Origin of the sequence: Alcanivorax sp. NBRC 101098 (assembly GCF_001010505.1) — a bacterium.
Classification (GTDB): domain Bacteria; phylum Pseudomonadota; class Gammaproteobacteria; order Pseudomonadales; family Alcanivoracaceae; genus Alcanivorax; species Alcanivorax borkumensis.
Genome location: NZ_AP014613.1, coordinates 2,744,255 through 2,765,192, shown reverse-complemented (window position 1 = coordinate 2,765,192; position 20,938 = coordinate 2,744,255). Strand labels below are relative to the sequence as shown.

Sequence of the window (20,938 nt, the reverse complement as noted above, 5' to 3'; positions counted from 1 at the left end):
CGCTTGCCGAAATAATAGAGGAATTCTCCGCCGATGAGCGCTAACAACCGTATCTGGTTTTTTATTCGTAAGTCGCTGCTGGGTGGGCTCACCATCCTGTTGCCGATTTCCATTATCGTGTTCTTCTTCAAATGGATTTATCAGACCGTGACCGAGCTGATTTCTCCTTTTACCTCAGTGTTTATCAGTGCTTTCGGGTTGCCAAAGTTTGTCGCAGATTGGCTATCGGTGCTGGCGGTCATGGTGCTGTGTTTTCTAGTTGGCACTCTGGTGGCAACCCGAGTGGGAAGCTGGGCCTGGCAGCAGTGGGAAGAACATGTGATGACTCGCTTACCCGGATACACCACTGTCCGTGAAGTGATTGCCCAGTTGATGGGGAGTAGCGCAGATAGCCCATTCAGCCGGGGCGAGGTGGCGCGGGTGTGGCTCTATGGGAGAGATACGGACGTGTCTGTTACTGCGCTGGTCACGTCCCGGCACGCGGATGGTCACGTCACTGTATTCGTCCCCACTGGGCCCAACCCCACCAGCGGATTCATTTACCACCTAGATGCATCACTGGTGGAGCTGCATCCAGAAATCGGTGTGGAAAGCATGATGAAAACGGTGGTCTCTTGCGGGGCGGGTACCGCGCACTTGTTCAAGACGGATACCCCCAAAGCGCCCTAGCATTTTCATCGAAGCCGCTAGGACGCCGAGTCTGGTTTGCCACGCGAAAGCCACGTGCTCCTATAAAACAAGTGGTGTTTGCGGGCTTCCGGTGCTTAGCTCACCCCTTTTGCGGCAAACGCCTGGCGCATAAAGTCCCGCATGGCTTTCAGGTATAAGCCTTGATCCAGATGTAGCAGGTGGTTGCCTGGGAACCAATGCACATCACAGTTGTTCCAGTGTTGGCGTAACAGGTGACTATGTTTGGGAGGAGCGAATCGGTCGCCGGCACCGCCGATAATCATGCGCCCGCTTTGCGGTATTTGGCAGGGCCAAGTTAGGGGCGAGTGCAGGGCGGTGATTTCACGAAGGCCTGCGGTATCGGTGTCATAGATGCGGTTTAGCAGCTTCACTTGTTGGTTGATCGGGAACCAGCTCTTCATCAAATCAATCACGCTGACCAACGGCACATTGGGGATCGCAAAGGCTAAGTCTTTTTCTAGTGCGGCCAGTAAGCCAGTAGTGTAACCGCCCAGTGATATGCCGGTGGCGCCGATGGCCGGTGATCCTTGTTCGCGTAACATTTGCATGAACAAACGCAAGTCATGAATAGCGTGTGCAAAGGTTTCGTTGAGTAATGCCATGCCTTGGCTGAAAAACTCGGCGCCACTGAACGGAGCGAAACGGCTTTTGCGCCGGCCATGGAACGGCAGCGTATAGAGCAGCACATCGAAGCCCTGCTTGTAGAACCAGGGCAGCGCCAGCCAGCGAGTATTCAGCCAGTAAGGGTCGGCCACAAACCCATGAATCATCACCAGTGTAGGGCGTGGGCCGTCGTGGTGACGCCAGTGCTGCGCCCAGGCGGTGCCGTTACGGGTATGGTCCAGATAACGCTCCCTTAGGTCCGGGTTTTTAGGCACAAAAGGCGAAGTGAAATGTAGGGTATGGGCGTCGCCGTCTTCCGGTTGAAAATGGTAACTGGATACCGGCGTGTGCTTGATTTTTGCCGATACGGTGGGCGGTGTGAAAAAAGTATTGGGATCGCTCTCAGCTAGGAAGGGGCGATAGAAATCTGTAAGCGCCCGCTCGTCGTTGAGTCGTGCGGCGTTGAGCGTGGCAGGCAGAGCAGCCACGCCGGCCATTAAGGCCAGGCCGGTACGGGCCACTGTATCGACAGCCGCGGTACTGCTGATGCGCCAGCTGGTATCGTTATCTGCTAGGAAATGATCCGGCATGCTGTGAAAGCTGGACGGCAACGTTTGCCACCAGGGTTGGCTGAGGGTCGGTAGGTCTTCGTTGCAGTAATCGTCTGGGTGAATACGGGGCAGTAAGTCGCTCATGCCACCTCCTTGTGAGTAAACGCAAGTAAAAAAGGTTGAAGGCGGCAGAGCAATGACAGAAACGTTCAATGATTAATGCCGAAAACTTCAACCAGGGTTGGAGCACTGCGGGCTTGGTTTTTATCGCCTTAAGCGCTCGCGCCTATGCTTCTTTAATGAATGCGACAATCCGTTTCAGGTCTTTGTTCGCCTCTGGCAGGAAGGGCACCATGACCGGCCATACATGGAATACGCCGGGGCGCTCTATCCATGTCACCTTGACGCCCGCCTTTTCCGCCACGCGCTTCACTCGCTTGCCATCCGCATAAAGCAGTTCGTCGGTGCTGGCGGTGATCAGTAGCGGGCAGATGTTGGTGTAGTCTCCTAGGCAGGGGGAGGCGTAGGGCTGGCTGCGGTCTTCTGGGTTGGGGGTATAGATCTCGATAGCAGTGCGAATGATGTCTGCAGACAGCATCGCATCGCTGGGGTCTAGGGCCTCCAGGATGCTGTCGTCAGGAAAGGCGTTGCTGGCGGGCGAAAATGTCACCGCGCAGCGGGGTTGTTCCAGGCCTTTGTCGCGGATATGCAGCAGCGTGGCCAAGGTGAGCCCACCACCGGCGGAATCGCCGGCAATAACGATATCCTGCGGTTGCTTGCCTAGGCTTAATAGGTATTCGTAGGCCTCCATGACTCGATTCACTGCGGCCGGGTAAGGGTGCTCTGGGGCAAACGGATAGACGGGTAAAAATACCTCAGCGTTTAATTTTTTTGCCAGCCGCCCGGCTAAGTTGTGGTAGGTCTTGGTGATGCCGCCAATGTAGGCGCCGCCATGCAGGTAAAGCACCGCCATTTCTGGACGCTGCACGCTGATTCGATCACCGGTAAAAGCGGGGTGCTCCACGCGACTGAGTTTTACTCCACGGGGTAATAGGGTCAGAACAGGGGTTTCGTTGAATACCTTACGCAGATGCCGTACTAGTTGGTCTTGGTTGAGACCGGAGCGTTTGATGGTGCGCTTGGTCACGGCTTTGATGAGGCGGGCTTGAAGGCTCATAGTTTGTCCGTTATCTGGTTCGTTGTTGTGTTATGGCGCCCAACACTAGCGAGTGAGGGGGCGTATTGGCAGGGTTGATCGGGCCAGTTGGCACTGGCCCGTGAGGACGGCCGGTTATTCGCCGGAAGTTTTTGCCGGCTCGGAGTTGGCGGCGGGTTGCAGGCCGCCATCACCGGTGGCACTCATGGCGGGTATGCCGCCTGCTCCGTAGTACTCATCCTTAGTGAAGACATCCACTTCGATGGCCAGTAGGCACGCTTCGGTAGCGGCGTTCAGCGTGGCCAGCTCAGCGTCGGAAATTAGCTGCAGTGAAGCGGCCTCGGCGGCCAACGCTTCTACTTTGCCTTTGCCTAGTTTGCGAGCTTTTTGCGCCGCCCGAATTTTTTCACGTACTGGTTCGGCTTCGGTGGTCAGCCGGAAGGCCTTGAGTAGGCGTCCCAGTCCTTGATCGCTTTCCTCTGGCATGTAGTTGCCGCCAACTAAGCGTTTGTACTGGTCGCCATAGCTTTGCAGGGCTTGCGCGGCTTGGTGACTAAGCTGATCGTTCGGTAGCTTGGCCAGCGGGTTCAGACCCAAGCCGATACGGCCAATGGTTTTCAATATCACGCCCACCGGGCCGTCGAAGTTTTCATAGATGCCTTCGAAGGCCTGCTGGATCTGGGTGAGGCCGTATTCACCAGCGTATTGCACGAGCGCCAGATCTTCTGCCTTGCGGCCTTCCGCTTCAAAGCGGCGCAGCGCCGAGGTGGTAATGTACAACCAGGCAACGGCGTCGGCATAACGGCCAGTCAGGTTGCCACGGGCTTTCAGTTTCCCGCCGACAAAGAACATGGCCAGGTTAGTGAGCAGGCCGAAGCGGGTGGCGGCCCAGCCCAGGCGGCGATAAATGCTTTTCGTTTTTGGTTCCACGTTGGGCACTTTTACGGTCAAGAAACCGCGGGTGACGCCGCGTACCAGGCTCATAACGAAGCCCAGCAAGAACTGGATCATCCAGCCGGTGAGGTTTTTACGGAAGGCGTCAGCGTCGTCGTTTTCCACGGCTTGCACTACATTGTAAGCGTAGGGGTGACAGCGGGTGGCGCCCTGGCCAAAGATCATCAGGGTGCGGGTCATGATGTTGGCCCCTTCCACGGTGACGCTCACCGGGGCCGAGTTGTAAAGGCGACCCATGGTGTTGTTGGGGCCCTGCATGACGCCGTAGCCGGCGGTCACATCCATGGCGTCGGTGCCGGTATCGCGTCCCATTTCTGTAGAGTAGGCCTTCATGATGGCGGAGGTCACAGGGGGCTGGATACCCTTGTCCACGGCGGAGCAACCAAACACGCGGGCAGCATCAAAGGCGTAGGTCATGCCGGCGGCTTTACCAATCTTGTGTTCCACACCTTCCATGCGGCCCACGGGGATGCCGAACTGTTGGCGCACCATGGAATAGGCGCCGGCGATCATGGCACCATGGCGAATGCCGCAAATGCCGGTGGCGGGCAGTGACACCATGCGCCCGCCTGCCAGAGCTTCCATTAACATCTTCCAGCCCATGCCGGTGTGTTCCACGCCCCCCAACACATTGCTGGCGGGTACGATTACATCGCGACCGACAATGGGGCCGTTGGGGAAGTGCTCGCCAATGGGTTGGTGATGGTCGCCGATATGCAGCCCGTCCAAGCCTTTTTCCAGTAGCACGACGGTGATGCCTGCGTCTTCACCTTTGCCCAGCAGGTTTTCCGGGTCGTGCAGGCGCACGGCCAGCGAGATCAGGTTGGAAACCGGTGCAAGGGTGATGTAACGCTTGCGGAAGTTAAGTTTGAATTTGATCTCGCCGTCGCTGTCTTTGAATACTTCGCCTTCCGCCTTGATGGACGCCGCGTCAGAGCCGGCGGTGGGCTCGGTGAGGCCGAAGCAGGGAATGAATTCGCCGTTGGCCAGCTTTGGCAGGTAATACTGCTTTTGCTCATCGGTGCCGTAATGGCCGAGGAGTTCCGCTGCCCCGAGGGAGTTGGGAATCACTACCATGGCGCTGATGAGCCCTGAATGAGAGCTGACTTTGGCCATAATGCAGGACTTCGCCTGGGTGGACATGGGGTTGCCGCCGTACTCTTTGGCGATCTGCATGCCGAAGAAGCCATTCTCTGCCATGAAGGTAAACAGATGATCGGGCAGTTTGCGGGTGCGCGACAGAGCGTAGCTGTCGGCCATTCTCAGCAGTTCTTCCACAGGGCCATCAATGTAGGCTTGTTCGTGTTCGGGAAGGGTGTCGTAGTTTTCAGCGAGGATTTTTTCAAAATCGACCTTGCCGCCAAAAAATTGCCCGTCGATCCACACGTCGCCGGCTTCTAGCGCTTGGCGTTCGGTATCGGAAATCTGTGGCAGGATCTTGTTATCCCGCATCCAATTCATCAGTAGGTTAAACATGGGTCTGTTCCTGTGGGTGGTTGTGTGGTGCGCTAAGTAATGTGGCTAACGCGGGTTATTCGGTTTCCAGCACCATGGCGGCGCCGATACCGCCGGCGGCACAGGCAGTGGTTAACGCCAGCCCGCCGCCGCGGTGTTGCAGTTCGTGTAAGGTCTGGCTGATGACTCGGGCACCGGTGGCCCCAAAGGGGTGGCCGTAGGCAATGGAGCCGCCGTTGACGTTGAGCTTGCTGCGATCTACTTCGCCGAGAGCCGCGAGCCCAGTCTGGCTGCGTACATAGTCGTCATCGGCCAAGCCACGCAGGTTGCAGGCTACTTGGCCGGCAAACGCTTCGTGCATGTCTACCAGGGTCAGGTCGCTCAAGGTGAGCCCGGCGCGGGTCATGGCGGCGGGGGCGGCCAGTACCGGGCCCATTAATAGGTCGTCCTGGGGCGTGCGGGCGGCAAAGGCATAGGAGCGAATATAACCTAGCGGGGTGTAACCCAGTGCGGCGGCCTTTTTCTCGCTCATCATCAACAGGGCGCCGGCACCATCGGTGAGGGGGCTGCTATTGCCGGCGGTAACGGAACCGGTCTCCCGGTCAAACACCGGATTGAGTTTGCTGTAGCTCTCACGTTCGGATTGTTTGCGCACCAGGTTGTCATCTTTCAAGGCGCGGCCATCGGGTAAATGGGCAGTCATCACCTGGCGATCCAGACGGCCTTCGGCCCAGGCGCGGGCTGCATTGCTGTGGGAAGCATGGGCTAGATCGTCTTGTTCTTGACGGCTAACCCCCCATTTTTTCACCATTTTCTCGGTGCTCTCGCCCATGGTTTCCCCCACTGAGTATTCGGTGATAGACGGGGCTTGGGGAAGCAGGTCGCGGGCTTTGAGCTGGCTAAGCAGCTTGATGCGATCTTTTAGGGTTTTGGCGAAGCTCACATCGCGCAGTACCGCGCTTAGCTTGGCAGACAAGGGAATTCGAGCGCAGCTGGTGGAGTCAGTCCCGCCAGCAATGGCCATGTCGGTGTAACCGGCAACGATGTTGTCCGCCACGCTGGCGGTGGTCTGGAAACTGGTGGCACAGGCACGGGTAATGGAGTAGGCATCCACCGTGTCCATGCCCAGCGCCAGAGCGATCTCGCGGGCAATAAAGGGGGCTTCGGGAATCATCACCGTCATCCCGAACACCAGCTGCTCAATTTCATTTTGGCTCAGGTTATTGCGGGCCATCAGCTCCTTGACGGCCATTGCGCCTAGATCGATGGCATTCAAATCTCGGTAATGGGTGGCGATGCGAGCAAACGGGGTGCGCAGACCATCTACGATGGCGACGCGGCCGCCACGGCCAGCCAGCTTCATTTTGCGAACAGGCATTGCAGACTCCTTGCAGGGTGCCGGTCACGGTGTAATCTGTTTTACACCTAATGTGACATTCATTGGTGATAACGTGGGTGGAGCCTAGAAGGCTGCACTGGTTGAGTCAATTGCCGAGGAGACACTGTCCGACATGGGTGTAAGATGGATTACAGATAGGCATTGGCTAGGCGAATGAATAATCAGAGAGCGTAGGGTCTGATTATGCAAAAAGGTATTGGAACAATGGCATTGTCCCGGCAGGATCCGGTGGTAAGAGAGCGTATTGAGTGGGCTGCGGTGCAGGTTTTTGCCGATTCGGCGTTCCATCAAGTGACGTTGCAGGAGATAGCTCGGGCGGCCCGCTGCAGTTTGCAAACGATTTATCGGTATTACGGGGATGAGAGGCTGGGCAGTAAGGAAGCACTACTTAACGCCTGCTTGCATCATGGCCTGGAGCAGCTGGCCGAGCGCATGCTGGATCACCTTGCCGGTATCGATACATTTCGTGATCGGCTCAGCAAGGTGTTTTGGGTGGTGCTGGATTTCTTTGACCGCAACCCGCAAATGGGCCGTATGATGATCAATTCGGTTTATCCGGGTCGCTGGGGCAGTGATACTACCTCGGGGCAGCAACGGCTCACGGAGCTTTTTCTCAGCGGGCTACGAGAAGGCCAGGAGGCGGGCATTCTGAATGATCAGGTGACGGCTCCGATCCTGTTGGATTTCTTCTATGGCGTGTTGTTGCGTATTGCTCAGATGCACCTGTTGCGTGGTCGGCCTGGGCGTATGGCAGATCAGCACGGTGTGCTGTTTGATATGTTGTGGCGGGCAATCACGGTTTGAACCGCCGAACAGGCCAATCGCCGCGTAATTCTCATGCTGGCGCTTGAGGTTTGAGGCACCCTTTTTTATGTTGATCTATTGGCGGTGGCTCGGTTTCGACACTGCATCACAAGAATAGGCGAGCATAAAGGGTACGCATATGCAGTCAGGTACGGTCGCGAGTAATGGCATCGAGCTTTTTTATGAGAGCCGTGGTCCGGAAAACGGGGAACCCATGGTCTTCGTCATGGGGCTGTCGGCGCAGATGGTGTTCTGGCCGGATACCTTGCTGGATGCGTTGGCGGCAAAAGGCTATCGGGTGATCCGGTTTGATAACCGTGATGTGGGTAAATCCACCCAAATCCGCAAGCCGATAAAGCAGGGGCCGGTGTCGGCGATCCTGCGCCGCATAATCGGTCTGCCGGTGGAGAGTCCTTACACCTTGCACGATATGGTTGCCGATACGGTGGGCCTGCTAGATGCATTAAATATTGAGCGGGCGCATTTTGTTGGTGCCTCCATGGGCGGGATGATCAGCCAGTTGATGGCGGGCACTCACCCGGAGCGGGTGCTGTCCCTCACCTCAATCATGTCCAGTAATAACAGCTCATTACTGCCACCGCCGAAACCCTCGGCGTTAAGAGTTTTAATTGCCCCGCGCGTGAAAGTGGAAACCGAAGAGCAGTTCGTTACCTTCGGCTTGGAAATGATGAGTAAGCTGGCCGGTACCTTGCCCCAGGGTAAGGAGGAGCTGGCGGCCATGTATCGGGCTGCCTGGGCGCGAGGCATTAACCCGAGAGGTATCCGCAACCAGTTTCTGGCGATCACGGCCACCGGTTCTTTAAGCAAAACCTTGAAGCAGATCCAATGCCCGACCACGGTGATCCATGGCGGCGCTGACCCGTTAATTCGTCCTGCCGGTGGCAAGGCATCTGCCCGCGCTATTCGCGGTGCCAAGCTGGTTATTATTCCCGGCATGGGCCATGATTTTCCGCCATCGGTGATTGATCGCATCGGTGAGCTGATTGCGGAAACTGCCGGGCGAGCCAATTCCGTAGTGCCGCCGGCGGTAGGGTGAAATGCCGTTGTAAGCAAAAAGTTAACAGCCGCAACGCAGGGAGCGGTACGGGCTAAATAAAAAGAGGCCGTGCGCAGAAATTGGGCGCGGTTTTTTTATGACTTTCTGATGGTTTTATTTTGCGATAAGCGTATGGCTGGCGGCACGATACAGCAAAATCGGAAAAGCTGAAGCGGGCTACAGGCCCAGGTACTCACCAATCAAAAACGCATCTCCCTGCCCTTCGTTTTTGCCAAAATAACTGACCGGATCAAAGCTCTCATTCTCGATGGCGCCCACCTCGCAATCAATGTTGTATTGCCGGGCAAGATCGTTGAAAAGATTCACCGGAAGCTTGAGTTGAGCCTTTTTCTTCACCGGCTGAGAGATGCCCAGGTGCCAGTCTTCGCAGCCCTCGCTCTCACATTCATTTATCAGTGTTACGCCTTCGTTAGCGTCCGCATAGGCCTGTAGGGCTGCTTGCAAATCGGGCAGGTTTCGCTTGAGCTTTTTTTCCTGCTTTTCATCAAGGCGGTCACAGGCGACGAGGAGGTACAGATGCATAGTGCTTACCGGTTCGGACATTGATGGCTACTTTATCACAATGGCCAAGCGTTCCTTGTGTTGGGTTCGATGACTAAGCAAAAAGCGAGAGGGCGACGTTACGCTCTTGGGTGGGGGAACGTCAGCACCTGGTCGATGGTCAGGGGCGGCTGCTGGGCCATGAGTAGCCGCTCAACGCCAACGGCGACACCACTACATTCTGGAAGTCCGGATGTCATGGCGTCGAGCAAATAAGCATCGGGAGCCATGGGGGGCAATCCTTGTTCGAGCCGCAGAGCATTGTCCCGTTGAAAGCGCTGTGACTGCTCTTGCGCGTCAGTGAGTTCCTGGTAGCCATTGGCCAGCTCCAGGCCCCGGTAGTAAACCTCGAATCGCTTGGCCACGATGGCACCGTCTTTGTCCTTATGGGTCTGGGCCAGCGCAGCGGCCCAGCCGGGGAAGTCGGTCACCACAGACAGTTGTTCGGCAGGGAGGGCCGTTTCCACCTGAGTGGCCATCAGATAGTCCGCCGCGGCGGTTTTGTTCAGGCCAGTAGGGGCGCCGTGGAATACCGCGTAATGGATTAGCTCTGCGTCATCGACGGTAAGTGGGTCCAAGCCTGTAATGTTCTTGAACAGGTCACGAAAGGGGTATTTCTTTGCCCTGATGCCGGGAAACAGTTCAGCAAACAACGCTAGGCATTCGCTAACTAACTGGTTCAGGGAAAAACCGGGCCGGTACCATTCTAACATGGTGAACTCAGGGTTATGGCGCCCCCCAGCCTCGCCCTCGCGGAAGGCTTTGCACAGCTGGTATATAGGCCCACTGCCAGCGGCGAGCAGACGCTTCATATGGTATTCCGGCGAGCTTTGCAGATAACCGTAGCCGGGCACGGCAATACACTGGATGTGTGGGTCGCTGACGCCGTAACGGGCCAGCTGCGGGGTGTCCACTTCCAGTACTTGGCGGGCATCAAAAAAGGCGCGCACTGTGCTTAGTAGTTCAGCGCGCGCCTTGATGGCCTGCAAAGAGGCGGTGGGCTGCCAGTTGCTCATGGCTACTGTTTGATGCGGCCCACGTAATCGCCGGTACGGGTGTCGACTTTGACGATTTCACCGGTCTGTACGAACAGCGGGACACGTACCACTGCGCCGGTGCTCAGTGTGGCGGGCTTTCCACCGGTGCCGGCGGTGTCGCCTTTGAGGCCTGGGTCGGTTTCGATGATTTCCAACTCAACAAAATTGGGGGGGCTAACGGACAAGGGCTCACCGTTGTAAAGAGTAACCTCGCAGATGTCTTCTTCCTTGAGCCACTGCTTGGCGTCGCGAACCGCGGTTTCGTCGGCTTGCTTCTGTTCGAAGGAGGTTTGGTCCATGAAGTGCCAAAATTCGCCGTCGCTGTAGATGTACTGCATGGAAACGTCCATTACGTCAGCACCCTCCAAGGAGTCACCAGACTTGAAGGTACGTTCCCAAACCTTACCGTTACGCAGGTTGCGTAGCTTTACGCGGCTGAACGCCTGACCCTTGCCCGGCTTGACGAATTCGTTTTCGATGATGGAACAGGGATCGCCATCGAGCATCACTTTCAAGCCAGACTTGAATTCGCTGGTAGAATAGTTGGCCATAAAACTTTTCCAAAGAGTTGATGTATGCAACTTGAGCGGTTGATAGGGTCTGTTGATGTTTCATCTGCATCTCTGTTGCGCCTGCACGCTCGCCAATCTAGGCAAAGGAAGAGATGTTTGGTTGCATCAAATGAGCGACGTGTAACGACGAGTGGCGAGCGTGCAGGCGCAACCCGAAGAACTGGGCCCCTTTTTCCGCCCAGCTGTATTGTCGGTCGCTGACATAAGCATGACTATGCTGCACTCACTCCGCCTTGTCGGGCGAAAAAATGAAACTCCAGCAGAGACGCAGATGAAACATCAACAGACCCTCATGATAACGCAGGAAGCGTCTGGTTGGGAGTTGCCCAGCTGGCAGCGCCAGCAGGCGGACCTGATAACCGACCCGGCAGAGCTATTGGCGATGCTTTATCTGCCGGTGGAGAGCCTGCCGGATGCGTTGTCGGCGGCTACGGATTTCCCTCTGCGGGTACCGCGTAGCTACGTGGCACTGATGGAGCGGGGCAACCCCCATGATCCGCTGTTGCGTCAGGTATTGAGTGTGGCCGATGAGATGGTAGCGCAGCCCGGGTTTAGTGCTGACCCGCTAGATGAAGCTGAACATACGGCGGTGCCGGGGTTGTTGCACAAATATCATGGGCGGGCGTTGTTGGTGGTCACCGGGGCTTGTGCGGTGCATTGCCGATACTGTTTTCGGCGTCATTTTCCCTACCAGACACATCTGAGCGGCAAACGTTGGAAGCAGGCCCTGGAGTGGCTAGCGGCCCGGCCGGATATTAATGAGGTAATACTCAGTGGTGGAGATCCTCTGACTTTGAGTAATCAGCGCCTTGAGCAATTGCTGGATGCCCTGGAGAGCATTCCGCACCTGCGTCGGTTACGGATTCATAGCCGCACTCCCGTGGTGATCCCCGAGCGGCTAGAGGTGGGGCTAAAAGCGCTGTTGACACGGCGTCGTTGGCAGACCGTGCTGGTGCTTCATGGTAATCACCCCCGCGAAATTAGCCCGGCGCTGGTAGAGCGTTGTCGGGACTTGCGTAGTGCTGGCATCACCCTGCTCAACCAGAGCGTGCTGCTGGCCGGAGTGAATGACCGGGCCGACACGCTGGCAGAGCTGTCCGACAGATTATTTGACGCTGGGGTGATGCCTTATTACCTGCACCAGCTGGATGCGGTGCAAGGAGCGGCGCATTTCGCGGTGTCTGATGAAGCCGCCAGGGAGATCCATGCGGCCTTGCGTGCTCGACTGCCGGGTTTCCTGGTCCCCAGGCTAACGCGGGAAGAGCCTGGGGAGCCCGCCAAGACGGTATTAGCGGGCTAGTAGCCTGCTGCCTGCCGGCCAATGAACACCGTACGTCTAGGTCTCCATGGCGTTTACAGAATTGCAACAGTATCGTAGGGTAATGTGACATAGGGCACATAAGTAAAAATAATTAATATCAAATAATGACAGTGGCCGAGGTGTGGCCAAGATAAGGATTGCCTTCATGGAGCAACCAGACCCGACGGTGCGATTGAAACTGCCTGAGCAGGATCTGCCGCACCTGACACTTGGCGCTGCTCAGCCGAAAAAGCTGGAACAGTGGGTTGAGTCTCTCCCAATCATGAATATGGGAGAAACTGCTCGCCAGTTGTATAAGTTTATTCAGGAACTTAACCGGCTACAGATTGATTCCAAACTCCGCTTTCAGTTACTGGAAGTTGTGCGCCCATCGATTCTTCAAGTCAGCGAGTCGCTACAAAAACATTACCTGAACCAGTCACTGGTACTGCCCGAGAAGGCTCGTCGTGTGGCCAGCCTTGCCCAGGCCCTGCAAGGGCACCTAGCGAATGGTTACAAGCTGGTGGCGGTGCGAGGCATTCGTAAGATCAAGGACAAAGCCGTAAGGCGAGCGGTGGCAATTGCTGTTCATCGGGCGGTAACGGCCCTAGGCGATACATTGTTGCGTTGCTACCAACTCTATTTGCCCAGCCCTAGCAATTTGTGGCTGGAGCTCCATCAACTGTTTCTGTTGGCTCAACAGCACGGCATCAGCGGCATTGCAGTGTTGGATGGCGAAGTCGAAAGCAGTATTGAGTCTGCTTATGCCCGTTGCCTATTACTGGCTACGGCAAAACCTAACCAGTTGCGCCAGCAGGAACTGGCGGGGATCTACAAGGCTGCATTCGCTTGGGCACCGCTGATTGAAATCAGCACTGCCAGTGATGAGGATGACCTGTTCGTTTTTGATCTGCAGGCGGATCGCCCCCCCATTTATCGTACCCATGCGTCCCAGGCATCACAGAGCTGGCGTTATATTGATTCCTCTCGCTTGGTAGAAGCCATTGCTGGTTGGTTGGCCGCCTCTGATGAGAGCACGCTGATCGTTCCCAAAAGCCTGGATGAAAGGCTGCTTAACCACCTGCAGCAGGTGTGGGGAGCCTTGACCGAGCGGGCGTTTAAGCGGATGCCGGAAAGCGGTGAAGTGGAGTTGTGTTTTGGTTTGGTGGGCGTGCATTACTTTCTGTCTAACAAAGTCGCTTTCGAAACGATTGTGGCGCGGGGCAGTCTGTCGATGTTGCGGTCTGAAGACGAGAGCAACCCCTTCCTGGCCAACATCAAGAAGAGCACTAAACAGAAACAGCAAAATGCGGACCCTTGGGCCACGGCCTATCAGTCCCATTATGCTGATGAAGCTATTGAGATGAACGTGAAGACGGGTGGGCAGCGTAAAGAGACGCCCTTGCCTGTGAGCTATCACTGCCAGAAAGTCAATGTGAGCCCGGGCGGCTATTGCCTGTCTTGGCAGGGCAATACACCGAGCCTGATGCGCACAGGAGAATTGCTGGCCCTGCGTGACTGCCCAGACAGTGATTGGTCTGTGGCGGTGGTCCGCTGGGTGACGCAGTTGCCGAACTATGGTGCGCGCTTCGGCGTGGAGTTGTTGGCCCCAGGTGGGCGCCCTGTGGCCGCGCGTGCGCTGCGCAAGTTAGGGGTCGACAGTGACTATATGCGCGGTGTGATTCTGTCTGAACTGGCTGCTACTGGGCAGCCAGCAACCTTGTTGTTGCCTACGGTGGGCTTTAATGAGGGCATGAAAGTCGAGCTGCTGGAGGGAGAAGAGCTGCGTAGGGTGCAATTGCTGCGCAGTATCCAGAGCGTATCCGGGTTCAACCAGTATCCGTTTAAGGATCTGGCTACGCCGGCGCCGATTAATCCCTCGGAAGAGGATGATGCTCTAGACTTCATCTGGTCCAGTTTGTAGGCGCAGGTGTGGAATCAGGCAATCTTATTGATAATTCGGCTTCACGGATTGTTGTCCATATCCGCTATTAGGGTAACAACAACGATATTGTTGTCAGGATGTCGCGAAATGCCTATGCCCCCACGGTTGAGTCGTAATGTTTCATTAGCGGTCTGCGAGTCGGATAACGGCTGCAGTGCGGCGTTTTTTCTGCACTCTCTTTGATGGTTGCCAAGGCAGGGTAGTCAGGCACAATGGTGGGCCGTAAGAAAACTGTATGAGTCATCGCCCCATGAGCTATGCCCTGGATAATTTACGTCTTCTGATCGCCCATGATTCACAGGATGAAGCTGAACAGTTGATGAATAGCCTGCGCAACGCTGGCCGCGCAACCCGGGCGCAATTGGCGTTGGGTGAGGATGATCTGTTGCGGGCCTTGAAAGGCGGTGCCTGGGAACTGATGCTGTGTCGCCCCACGTTCGGCGATAGCAGTTTTAAAAATGCCATGAGTCACCTCAATCGCTTGGGTAAAGCGATTCCCGTGATCCTTCTCGAAGATAATTTCAGTGCCGATACTATTAAAGTGGGCATGTCGTTGGGTGCCCGTGGTGTCGTGCCAAATGATGATCGTGAATTGTTATCTCTGATGGTGGACAGAGTCATTGAGAATCTTCGTCTGCGTAAAGAGCTGCAACATTCTGAAATTGCACTTCACGATGCCGAGAAGCGTCTGTCGCTGCTGATGGACCAGAGCCGTGATGCCATCGCCTATGTGCTGGATGGCATGCATATTCACGCGAATGATAATTACGTTGAAATGTTTGGTTATGAGAGTGCCGATGATTTGGCCGGCGTGCCGATTATGGATATGGTCTCGGCCTCGGACCATGCCAAACTTAAGCAGCTGCTGCGCAGCCGCGCGCAAGATGAGAGCCAGACCCAGGAGCTGGAGTGTAAGGGAGTGAACACTGAGGGAGGCGAATTTGACGCCACCTTCACTTTTTCAGCCAGCACCTATGACGGTGAGGCTTGCACCCAAATCGTGATTCGCACCACGGGTGTGAATGAAAGCGAAATGGAAGAACGGCTCCAGGAAATGAGCCAGAAAGACCAAGTGACCGGGTTGTTCAGTCGCAGCTGGTTTATGGATCGCCTAGATGAAAGTGTGGCACTGGCCGCTAACGAAGGACGGTTGGCTACCGTGTTGTATTTGCGTCTGGATGACTTTGAGCATCATCAGTCTGAGTTGGGTATTGATGGCGCGGATGGCATCTTGAAAAGCGTGGCCGAATGGCTACGTGCGGAGGTGGGTGAGGCACGGTTGGCCAAAGTGGATGGTGAGGATTTTGCGATTTTGCAGCCGGTTGACGATACGGAGGAAGCGGCAGAGATGGCGGAAAACCTGCGTGCGGGTATCGAAAGCCTGATGCCAGAAGTTGCCGCGAAGACCGTTCATGTTACTGCCAGTGTGGGAGTGGCCTTTGTGCGTGAAGATGCTCGTAGCAGTCAGGGGATTCTCACCACCGCGCTGAAATGCTGTAATCAAGCCCAGCGTGAAAACGGGGGCAAAGGCAGCAGTGTTAAGGTTCACGATCCCATGGATGACGTGGCAGCGGGTTCTTCCGAAGCGGTAACCATGCAGGTGCGCCAAGCGCTGGAACAGGCCAAATTTAGCTTGCGTTATCAGCCACTGGTGTGCCTGGAAGACCAATCCGACCATACCTTTGAAGTGTTCGTTAATTTGCCCCAGAAACAGGGTGATGACATGGAGGCGACAGAGTTTATGCCGGTGGCTGCCGAGCAGGGTTTGGTGGGTAAAATCGACCGCTGGGTGGTGCTTAACGCCATGCGGGCAGCGTCGGTTTTCAGCGAACCGGTAAATCTGGTGTTGAACCTTAACGGTGCCTCTCTGGCTGACGCGACCCTAGTCGATTGGCTAGCCAAGGCCATGCGCGCGGCCAAGATGGACGGGTCTCGGGTGACTTTCCAGTTTAGCGAAGCAGATGCGGCCACTTACCTGAAACAGGCGGGCGCCTTTGCCGAGAAGGTCAAGGCGTTGGGGTGTGGTATTTCTATTAGCCGTTTTGGTGGCGGGTTAGATCCGTTCAAGCTGTTCCAGCATATTCCTGTCACCATGGTGAAGTTTGAAGGGTCCTTTACCCAGGAGCTGTCCAAGGCGGAAGGTCGTGAGCGTCTTACTGCCATCATTCAAAAGGTGAGAGAGGGCAACCGTAAAACCGTGGTTGGGTTTGTTGAGTCTGCGGCGCAGATGCAGGCGTTGTGGACCTTGGGCGGTGTGGATTATTTGCAGGGGTATTACCTGCAGCCCCCCATGGATGTACTTGAGATTCCTGAGTCGGCGTAATGTATTGATAGCGGATAACGTGTGAAAAACGCTAAGACGATTGTGCAACGTAAGAGGCCGCGCCCAAAACATGGGCGCGGCCTCTTACACTTATAGTCACAGGCCTAAGCTGGCGAGCGCGATCGAGTTTCAGCTATTCTCAGTTACCCTTCAATAGTTCCGCTTGGTCCTTGTCGCGTACCCCGATTAAATAAAGAATGCCGTCCAGACCTAGGGTGGAAATGGCCTGTTCCGCATTCTGTTTGACCAAGGGCTTGGCGCGAAAAGCAATACCCAGGCCTGCTTCACCAAGCATGGGTAGGTCGTTGGCACCATCACCTACGGCGATAACCTGTTCCAGGCTAATACCTTCTTGAGCCGCGATACCTCTTAACAGTTCCGCCTTGCGCTGGCCGTTGACGATCTGCCCTACCACCCGACCCGTGACCTGGCCGTTTTCGATTTCCAGCTCGTTGGCGTGGATATAATCAATCCCCAATAGTTCTTGTAGCCATTGCCCAAACCAAGTGAAACCGCCGGAAAGGATGGCGGTTCGGTAGCCTAGGGCGCGTAGCGTAGAGATTAACCGTTCAGCACCTTCGGTGAGCTGGATGCGTTCACGCACTCGTTCCAAGGCTCCTTCGTCCAAGCCTTTAAGCAGGGCGACGCGAGCTTTAAAGCTCTCATTAAAGTCTAGCTCGCCGCGCATGGCCTGCTCGGTAATCTCGGCCACTTGTTTGCCGACGCCGGCTTCTGTCGCCAGTTCGTCGATCACTTCGGAGCGAATCAGGGTGGAATCCATATCGAATACCACCAAGCGCCGGTTGCGCCGGTAGGCACTGTCGCGCTGGAAAGCGATATCCAAGTTGCGTTCGTTGGCAATGCTCAGGAAGGCTGCACGCATAGCCTCACCGTTCTGGGGTTCGCCGCGCACGGAAATTTCAATGCAGGCGCGGTTGTCCTCGTTAAGGGCTTCCCCTTCTAGGTGAACACGTCCAGATAGCCTAGCTATACTATCAATGTTGAGTCCATTGTCGGCCACGGTAGTGGTGACATCGGCTAGTTGCTCGGCGGTGATCTTGCGCGCTAGCAGGGTGATGATATGGCGGTCCTTGCCTTGGCCTGCGACCCACTCTTCGTAGCGGTCCTCGTCGATGGGCCGGAAGCGCACATTGATATTCAGCTTGTGCGCCTCGAAAAGCAGATCCTTGAGGACTGATGAAGAGTCAGCATCCTGAGGCGTTTCCACCAAAATCCCCAGCGACAAGGTGTCGTGGATGACGGCCTGGCCGATATCCAGAATGTTGAGCCGATAACGGGCAAGAATGCCGGTGAAGGCGGCGGTCAAACCCGGCCGGTCATTACCAGATACCTGGATCAGAATGATCTCGCGCACGCGTGGGCTCCCAGTGCCAGAAAATAAAAAGTGCCAGAAGGTGAAAAATGTTAGCTAGATAGTCGGCGTCGTATTCGAGCCGAAACGGCGATGTAAGAGTAGCAGAAATAGCGGCTTGAGAGGGAGGTTCTTGTGCTTGAAAGCGGCCCCAGCGTCATACGAGTACGTTAATGGGACAAGTCCTGTTCTGCTGAGCACGGTATACTGCTGCCGCAATCATAATGATGACAGTGAGCCCAAGACGGCACGGGGCAACCGGTGTCACTGCAGGTCACCCGGAGCGCGCAGTGAGTGAGCCCTTGGCGCCAAGATATGGAAACCGAATTTATGTCCCTGTGGGAACAATGGCGGCCATGGATCCGTGAGCAACGGAGTTTGCTACGTGAGCTGATTCTAATGTTGCTAGCGATGCTGGTGGTCGGCGTTTATTTTCTTGAGCATTTTTCTGCCCGCCTGGAGCAGGAGCGTAAAGTGCAGCTGGAGGCACTAGCCGAACAAACGGCGCGTCGTGCGGCAGAGGCGCTGGCCAGCGACGACTCTATTAGCATCAACTTGATTGGCCGGGAAACCGTACAGCTGAAACCGGTGGCGGGTATCCGTTTCGAAAATACGGCTGGAGATAACGTGGGAGCGAGCGGTAGGAAAACCTCCTCGCTGCGCGTCACGGTGCCGGCGGCCCTACCGGACGGTGAATTGGCGGGTACCTTGATCTTACTGGGTAACGATGCGCTATTGCCGCGCAAACAGATTGAAGCGGGGTTTGTGCTGGCGGTGTTGAGTCTGCTGCTGCTTCGGTTAGCCGCGGCACTGATTCAGCAGCGCCTGCGGCCTTTGCCAGTCCAACCAGGGACCACTGAGACGGTGAAATCTATGGACTCACCGTCTCTGTTTCAGCCTATGGGTGCCCCGGCCTCGCCAATGGGGAAATGGACGGTGCCAGAGGGGGAAGAAATACAGGCCCAGCTGCGCCTTAGTGTTGTGAATTTTCCCCATATCAAGCAACGCTACACTGAAGACGCTCTGAAAGAGGTGCTGGCGGAATACCAGCAACTGTTGGACCAGGTGGCAACCCTTTACGGAGGCCATCAAGGGCCGGTAATTGGCAAACAGGCGGGTTTGTATTTCTATCAAACCCCGGTTTCTCAAGCGGCGTTTTCGGCTTTGTGTGCGGGCTTATTGTTTCTGCGTGTGGTGCGCTTGTTGGCGCCGCAGCGTAAACAAGCGGGAAAAATCTCTCTCGAGTTCAAGGCATTGGTAACCGCGGAGCCGGATCAGGAGGAAGCTTGGGCTTTATGTGTGGCCGGCGTGCCCGGTCGTCTGAATGTGCCGGATAGCCAGTTGACCCTGGCCGAGCTAGATGTGAAAGCGCTCTACCAACCAGAGAAGGCTCAGGTCGTTTGTGCGGGGGATCACAGGGTCCGTTTGCAGCCGGTGGAGCAGCTAGCCCATCGCTATCAGTCGCTGTTACGCACTCAGGCGCAAACTTTGCTGTCTGAGGGCGGTGGCAGTGTTGAGGCCAGTCAGTAATTGTGTATGGCTTGTTATAGTGAACACTCGGGGTACGAGGCGACGCAAAGGGTTGTAAGTAACCCGTTTCAATGTAGGGATCGCGACGAAGGTACGTTTTTTAATTGTCTTTGTCGTTATTCACCCTTGGCAGGTTGTGGTACGCCCGCTAGCCTTGCTTGCCTACGACCTATGCACTGCCTTACCGGATACATAGTTAACGGTAATGCGGATTGCGGTTAAGTACTAAAGAAAAATACTGGGAGAGCTGTTGTGACGATGCCGACACTGGAAAGTGATCTGGTTCTGGTGAATAACACCGAATCGGTAATGGAAATTACCCTGAACCGGCCGGACAAGTTGAATGCGCTGACAAATGCCATGTATCGGGATCTGGTTAAGCTGTTGAAAGCCGCTGAGCAGAATGAGGCTATTCATGTCGTGCTGTTCCGTGGTGAGGGAAAGTCCTTCAGTGCGGGTAACGACTTGGTGGATTTCCTCAACGCGACACCGGGTGAGGCCGGCGGGGCCGCCCATTTCATTCAGGCCATTCATGATTTCCCCAAGGTGGTCGTTGCGGCGGTGCAGGGTAATGCGGTGGGCCTAGGCACCACCATGTTGTTGCATATGGACTTGGTGGTGGCGTCCGCGGATGCCAAATTGGTTACTCCTTTTGTGGATCTGGGGGTGGCATCAGAAGCGGGTTCCTCCAAGCTGCTACCTGCGTGGATCGGTTATCAGCGTGCCGCGCGGATGCTATTGCTGGGTGAGCCCATGCTGGCTCAGGAAGCGCTGGAAATAGGCCTGGTGGCCAAGGTTGTCGAGCGTGAAGAGCTGGATGCCACCGCGCGTAATATGGCGGCGATATTGGCGAAGAAACCTCCTCGCGCATTGCAAGCCAGTAAACGATTGATGCGAGAATCCATCAATAAGCCTTTGCATCAGGTGATCAAGGAAGACCTGGCGCTGTTTGCCGAAATGCTTCAGGGCGATGAGGCAAAAGGCGTTATTGCGGCTATGGTGAACAAGAGTAAAGGCTCGAAGTAAAGGGTAAGTTGAAATACGGAATCGCGTGGTAAGGGCTCAGGCGCCTGCCCGCGATTTACCATCGTGTGTGGAGGGTCCTTTAGAGCGTATCAGTGCTATAGCGCGTTTTTGTTTTTGCTTTGAACGTTCAACTCAAAAAATCCCCGCATCCAGCCCCGCGGCCAGATACATCCCCATTTCTTCCAGCTGATCCTCGAATGCGTCTTGCCATGCGCCTTTTAGCACTAGAGGGTCTTGAACCCAATTCCAGCGCAGGCCGGTGACAATGGTTTCCACTGCCCGGCGTGTGCCGGTGCCGTCGTGGCCGGCACGAATGTAGAGTGCGCAAGGCAGCCCCTGCTTTTCTTCCAGTACTGGATAATAGCTTCGATCAAAAAAGTCTTTTAATGCGCCGCTCATATAGCCTAGGTTTTCGGTGGTGCCCAGCAGGATGGCGTCGCAGGTCATCACGTCCTCAGGCCCCGCATCCAACGGAGCCTTTACCGTTACCGAAACGTTCTCGATATCATCATGGCAGGCCCCTCGCGCGGCAGCGTCGCGGAGCTTGAGTGTATTGGGTGAAGGGGCATGGGCAACGATCAACAGTTTCTTCATGGTTCGCAA

17 protein-coding genes are annotated in these 20,938 nt (G+C 55.8%); 8 read left to right on the top strand and 9 right to left on the bottom strand.

Annotation, left to right across the window (positions count from 1 at the left end; all coding sequences use genetic code 11):
* Window positions 1–33 precede the first annotated feature (33 nt).
* Entirely contained in the window at window positions 34–669 is a 636-nt protein-coding gene (locus tag AS19_RS12550) for a DUF502 domain-containing protein (protein ID WP_011589730.1), read from the top strand.
* A gap of 95 nt (window positions 670–764) precedes the next feature.
* Here the strand turns inward: AS19_RS12550 and AS19_RS12545 are convergent, their stop codons facing one another.
* The 4 genes from AS19_RS12545 to fadI form a co-directional block, all read right to left on the bottom strand.
* The gene (locus tag AS19_RS12545) at window positions 765–1,988 is read right to left on the bottom strand and encodes an alpha/beta hydrolase (RefSeq protein ID WP_011589729.1); all 1,224 of its coding nucleotides are present in this window, start codon (window positions 1,986–1,988) and stop codon (window positions 765–767) included.
* Between the two features lie 142 nt (window positions 1,989–2,130).
* The gene (locus AS19_RS12540) at window positions 2,131–3,021 is read right to left on the bottom strand and encodes an alpha/beta hydrolase (protein WP_011589728.1); all 891 of its coding nucleotides are present in this window, start codon (window positions 3,019–3,021) and stop codon (window positions 2,131–2,133) included.
* A 114-nt stretch (window positions 3,022–3,135) separates the two neighbouring features.
* The gene (locus AS19_RS12535) at window positions 3,136–5,430 is read right to left on the bottom strand and encodes an acyl-CoA dehydrogenase (RefSeq protein ID WP_011589727.1); all 2,295 of its coding nucleotides are present in this window, start codon (window positions 5,428–5,430) and stop codon (window positions 3,136–3,138) included.
* Window positions 5,431–5,485: 55 nt separating this feature from the next.
* The gene (gene fadI / locus AS19_RS12530; RefSeq protein WP_046962161.1) at window positions 5,486–6,787 is read right to left on the bottom strand and encodes an acetyl-CoA C-acyltransferase FadI; all 1,302 of its coding nucleotides are present in this window, start codon (window positions 6,785–6,787) and stop codon (window positions 5,486–5,488) included.
* A 204-nt stretch (window positions 6,788–6,991) separates the two neighbouring features.
* Here fadI and AS19_RS12525 point away from each other — a divergent pair, with 204 nt between their 5' ends.
* Window positions 6,992–7,612, top strand: a complete 621-nt coding sequence (locus AS19_RS12525; protein WP_011589724.1) for a TetR/AcrR family transcriptional regulator — start codon at window positions 6,992–6,994, stop codon at window positions 7,610–7,612.
* A 139-nt stretch (window positions 7,613–7,751) separates the two neighbouring features.
* Window positions 7,752–8,669: an alpha/beta fold hydrolase gene (locus tag AS19_RS12520; protein ID WP_011589723.1), complete on the top strand. Its 918-nt coding sequence runs from the start codon at window positions 7,752–7,754 to the stop codon at window positions 8,667–8,669.
* Between the two features lie 177 nt (window positions 8,670–8,846).
* Here the strand turns inward: AS19_RS12520 and AS19_RS12515 are convergent, their stop codons facing one another.
* The 3 genes from AS19_RS12515 to efp all read right to left on the bottom strand — a co-directional run bounded on the left by AS19_RS12515 (window position 8,847) and on the right by efp (window position 10,818).
* Window positions 8,847–9,233 carry a hypothetical protein gene (locus AS19_RS12515; RefSeq protein WP_082116382.1) on the bottom strand — a complete coding sequence of 129 codons (387 nt, stop codon included), beginning with the start codon at window positions 9,231–9,233 and terminating at the stop codon, window positions 8,847–8,849.
* A 77-nt stretch (window positions 9,234–9,310) separates the two neighbouring features.
* A complete protein-coding gene (gene epmA / locus AS19_RS12510; protein ID WP_046962160.1) occupies window positions 9,311–10,246 on the bottom strand; it encodes an EF-P lysine aminoacylase EpmA in 936 nt (311 codons plus the stop codon).
* A 2-nt stretch (window positions 10,247–10,248) separates the two neighbouring features.
* Window positions 10,249–10,818, bottom strand: coding sequence for an elongation factor P (efp, locus tag AS19_RS12505; protein WP_011589720.1), 570 nt, complete (start codon window positions 10,816–10,818; stop codon window positions 10,249–10,251).
* 292 nt (window positions 10,819–11,110) lie between these two features.
* On the opposite strand from efp, the gene epmB reads away from it, so the two are divergent.
* The 3 genes from epmB (at window position 11,111) to AS19_RS12490 (ending at window position 16,407) form a co-directional block, all read left to right on the top strand.
* Window positions 11,111–12,139 carry an EF-P beta-lysylation protein EpmB gene (gene epmB / locus AS19_RS12500; RefSeq protein ID WP_231860856.1) on the top strand — a complete coding sequence of 343 codons (1,029 nt, stop codon included), beginning with the start codon at window positions 11,111–11,113 and terminating at the stop codon, window positions 12,137–12,139.
* Window positions 12,140–12,305: 166 nt separating this feature from the next.
* Window positions 12,306–14,063 (top strand): hypothetical protein, encoded by a 1,758-nt coding sequence (locus AS19_RS12495; protein WP_046962159.1) that lies wholly within the window; start codon window positions 12,306–12,308, stop codon window positions 14,061–14,063.
* Between the two features lie 256 nt (window positions 14,064–14,319).
* Window positions 14,320–16,407 (top strand): EAL domain-containing protein, encoded by a 2,088-nt coding sequence (locus AS19_RS12490; RefSeq protein ID WP_231860854.1) that lies wholly within the window; start codon window positions 14,320–14,322, stop codon window positions 16,405–16,407.
* 139 nt (window positions 16,408–16,546) lie between these two features.
* Here AS19_RS12490 and serB read toward each other — a convergent pair whose 3' ends face one another.
* Entirely contained in the window at window positions 16,547–17,782 is a 1,236-nt protein-coding gene (gene serB, locus AS19_RS12485; RefSeq protein WP_011589716.1) for a phosphoserine phosphatase SerB, read from the bottom strand.
* A gap of 312 nt (window positions 17,783–18,094) precedes the next feature.
* Between serB and AS19_RS12480 the strand changes: the two genes are divergently transcribed.
* Window positions 18,095–19,309, top strand: coding sequence for a hypothetical protein (locus tag AS19_RS12480; protein ID WP_231860852.1), 1,215 nt, complete (start codon window positions 18,095–18,097; stop codon window positions 19,307–19,309).
* Window positions 19,310–19,567: 258 nt separating this feature from the next.
* On the top strand, window positions 19,568–20,335 hold the full coding sequence (locus tag AS19_RS12475; RefSeq protein ID WP_041705107.1) for an enoyl-CoA hydratase-related protein: 768 nt from the start codon (window positions 19,568–19,570) through the stop codon (window positions 20,333–20,335).
* A gap of 132 nt (window positions 20,336–20,467) precedes the next feature.
* On the opposite strand, the gene AS19_RS12470 is transcribed toward AS19_RS12475, so the two are convergent.
* Window positions 20,468–20,929, bottom strand: a complete 462-nt coding sequence (locus AS19_RS12470; RefSeq protein WP_011589713.1) for a flavodoxin family protein — start codon at window positions 20,927–20,929, stop codon at window positions 20,468–20,470.
* Between the last annotated feature and the right edge of the window lie 9 nt (window positions 20,930–20,938).